The 3,828-nt window shown below is 71.1% G+C and carries 1 protein-coding gene; it reads right to left on the bottom strand.

The genetic code is table 11. The features are described from left to right. Positions 1 to 67: 67 nt before the first annotated feature. Positions 68 to 3,828 (bottom strand): ThuA domain-containing protein (locus AB0J68_RS28930; RefSeq protein WP_363941659.1); only part of this gene is annotated, 3,761 nt, incomplete at its 5' end.

The following is a 3,828-nucleotide window of genomic DNA, read 5'->3' as shown; positions in this document are numbered from 1 at the left end:
ACCGGCCGGTGGGATTGCGCCCGCCGGACCGGCACGGACGCCGTGCCGGTCACGCCGTCGTGGTGGTTCAGCTCGTGTACGCCTCCACCTCCCAGAGCGAGTGGCCGTAGCCGGTGCCCCGGGCGGTGCCGTAGATGCGCAGGTAGCGCCCGTTGGCGCCGAGGCCGCTGTGCTCGTCCACGCCACCGTCCGCGCCGGTCACCGTCTTCACTGTGGTCCAGGTGGTGCCGTCGTTGGAGGTCTGGATCTGGTACGCGCTGCTGTACGCCGCCTCCCAGCTCAGCTTGACCCGACCGATGGCGGTCGGGGCGCCGAGGTCGACGCGGATCCACTGCGGGTCCGAGAACGCGCTCGACCAGCGGGTGGTGAGGCTGCCGTCGACCGCCTGGGCGCCGGTCACGTCGGCCCCCTCGTTGCTGGACGTCGTCGTCGGCTTGTTGAGCAGCAGGTTGCCGCCGGTCGGGCCGCCGGTGGCGCCGTACACCTCGAACTCGTAGAGCGAGTAGCCCCAGGCCGTGCCGCGGGCGGTGCCGAGGAGCCGGACGTACCTGCCGGAGCCGGTGAGCCCGGTCAGGTCGTCCACGCCGCCGTCGCCGCCGGTCACCGTCCGGACCGTGGTGAAGGTGACCCCGTCCGGCGAGGTCTGGATTTGGTACCCGCTGCCGTACGCCGCCTCCCAGGTCAGCTTGACCCGGCTGAGGGCGTACGTGGCTCCCAGGTCCACGTCGATCCACTGTGGGTCGCCGAAGGCGCTGCCCCAGCGGGTGCCGGCCACGCCGTCGAACGCGTTGGCCGCGACGAACGCGCCCTCGTAGCTGGATGCTCGCGCCGGCTTGCCCTTGGCCAGGTTGGTGCCCGGCTCGGGATCCGGGTCCGGTCCGGGACCGCCGGGACTGGTGGAGAGGGTGAACTCGTCGATGTCGAACCACGGCCCGGGGCCCTTGAAGACCAGGAACAGGGTGCGGGTGCCGGTCGGCGCGGTGACCCCACCGGTGACCGTGGCGAAATTGGCGTACCCGCCGGTGGGCGTGACGGTGGCCGAGCCGACCAGCGGTCCGGTGGGCGAGTCGACGCGCAGTTCCAGCGTCCCGCCGCCGCCGGCCGGGGCGCCGACCCGTGCGCTGAACGACTGGATGCCGGTCAGGTTGTAGGGGCGGAACGAGATCCAGTCGTTGTTGTCGATGTAGCCGACCGCGGCGCCGCCGTGCCCGGCCGCCCCGGCGACGATCTGGACACCCGAGGAGTCGCCGAAGTGCTCGGCCTGGCGCACGCGCGGTTGCAGCACGGCCTGGGTGTGCGTGGTCAGCGCCGGTTGGCCGCCCCCGCCCAGATCGGTGTACTCGGCGTCGATGATGCCGAAGATGTTCGCCGCCGTGTCGTGCTCGCCGTCGGCCGAGGTCTGGATGACCCCGGTGCAGCCCTGCACGCTGCCGAGCTGGTGGCCGTGCGAGTCGTGGCCGAGGACGTAGTTCACCTTGACCCGGGCGCAGTTGATCGTGCCGTCCTGGGCGTCGGTGACGGTGACGCTGAACGGCACCGCGTCCCCGAAGGCGAAGGTCTGCCCGTTCAACGGGGTGTTCACGGTGACGACCGGGGCGCTGTTGCCGACGGTGACGACCACGCTCGCGGTGGCGGTCTTGCCGGTGGTGTCCCGAACCGTCAGCGTCGGACTGCGCGTCCCGTTGGTCGTGTACGTGAAGCTCGGGTTCGGCGCGGTCGAGTCGGTGGTGCCGTTGTTGTCGAAGTCCCAGGCGTAGGTGAACGGGTCGCCGTCCGGGTCGAGGGTGCCGGCCGAGGAGAAGGCGACGGTCAACGGTGCGATGCCGCTGGTTGGGGTGGCGGTGACCTTCGCGACGGGCGCTCTGCCCTCGCGGGCGTACTCGATGCGGTAGAGCGCCGAGTTGGCGTCGCCGTTGAACCAGCCGGTGCCGTAGTCGAGAACGTAGAGCGCGCCGTCCGGGCCGAACTCCATGTCCATGACCTGCGTCCCGGTCCACGGGAACGGGTTGATCTTCAAGGGCTGGCCGGCCGCGTCCAGCTTGACGTTCTTGATCCAGCGGCGGCCGAACTCACCGGCGAAGAAGGTGCCGTCGTAGTACTGCGGGAACGCCACGGCGGAGGTGTTGTTCGGGTCGTACCGGTAGACCGGGCCGGCCATCGGCGACAGCCCACCGCCGGTGAACTCCGGCGGGGAGCCGGAACCGCCGTACGGCAGCCAGGCCGGGACGGCCGGCGGCAGCTGGGTGATGCCGGTGTTGTTGGGCGAGTTGTTGACCGGCCCGCCCGCGCAGTCGAACTTCGGCCCGGACGGCCCGGACGGGAACGTGTAGTCGTTGTAGGCGTCGTTGCGGGCGGTGCAGTACGGCCAGCCGTAGAAGCCGGGCCGGTCGATCCGGGCGAACTCCACATTGCCCGCCGGCCCCCGGTTCGGGTCGGCGGTGCCCGCGTCGGGGCCGTAGTCGCCGAGGTAGACGATGCCGGTGGCCTTGTCCACGCTCATCCGGAACGGGTTGCGGAACCCCATCGCGTAGATTTCCGGGCGCGTCCGCGCGGTGCCGGGCGCGAACATGTTGCCGGCCGGGATGGTGTAACCGCCCGCCGTGCTCGGCTTGATGCGCAGCACCTTGCCGCGCAGGTCGTTGCTGTTCGCCGCGGTGCGCTGGGCGTCGAAGGCCGGGTTACGGCCGGCTCGCTCGTCTATCGGGGTGAACCCGGCCGAGTCGAACGGGTTGGTGTCGTCGCCGGTGGACAGGTACAGGTTGCCGGCCGCGTCGAAGTCCATGTCGCCGCCGACGTGACAGCACATGCCCCGGCTGGTGGGCACGTTCAGGATCAGCGTCTCGCTGGCCAGGTTGATGGTGTTGTCCGCATTCACGGTGAACCGGGACAACCGGTTGACGCCGTCCCAGACGGCGAAGTCGGCAGGCGTGCCGGTGGCCGGGGCGCCACCGCCGGGTGTGCTCAACGGGGGCGCGTAGTAGGCGTACACCCAGCGGTTGGTGGCGAAGTTGGGGTCGGCCTTGATGCCCTGCAGGCCCTCCTCGTCGCCGCTGTAGACGGCCAGGGTGGCGGCGATCTTGGTGTTGCCGGCCGCGTCGGTGTGCCGGATCACGCCGTCGCGGGACGTGTGCAGCACCCCCCGGTCGGGCAGGACGGTGAGGCTCATCGGCTCGCCGGTCTCGGCCGCGCCCTTGGCCAGCTCCACCTGCTGGAAGTTGGTGGAGACGGTGGGGCCGCAGTCGGCGTCGACCGCCCCGGCCGCGGTCTGGATGCCGCCGAGCAGGTGCTGGCGGAAGGCCGTGTCGGTGTACGAGGCGTCGGTGTGGCCGAGGCCCGTGTACCAGGCCCGCCCTCCGGAGTAGTTCTGGCACCAGGAGATCGGGTGGTCGTACCCCATGCTGCCGCCGGTGTAGGTGCTCTCGTCCAGGGTGGCCAGCACGTGCACGTTGCCCCGGGGGTTGGCGCGGTAGTTGTAGAGCTCGTCGAACCGGCTCCACCGCTGCGGCAGCGCCCTGGTCGACGGGTGCACCTGGTCGGCGACCTTCACGGTGGCGGTCTGCTCGGCCGGGTGCGAGGCGAAGTACGCGCCGACGAGCCCGCCGTACCAGGGCCAGTCGTACTCGGTGTCGGAGGCGGAGTGCACGCCCACGTACCCGCCGCCGCCGGTGATGTAGCGCTCGAACGCCGCCTGCTGTGCGGCGTTGAGCACGTCGCCGGTGGTGGACAGCCAGATCACCGCCGCGAACCGGTCCAGGTTGGCGTCGGTGAACTGGGCCGCGTCCTCGGTGGCCTCGACGGTGAACCCGTTGGCGGCACCGAGCTGCTGGA

Origin of the sequence: Micromonospora sp. NPDC049580, assembly GCF_040675595.1 — a bacterium.
Classification (GTDB): domain Bacteria; phylum Actinomycetota; class Actinomycetes; order Mycobacteriales; family Micromonosporaceae; genus Micromonospora.
The sequence above is the reverse complement of the archived record's forward strand: the minus strand, read 5'-3'. Positions and strand labels throughout refer to the sequence as shown.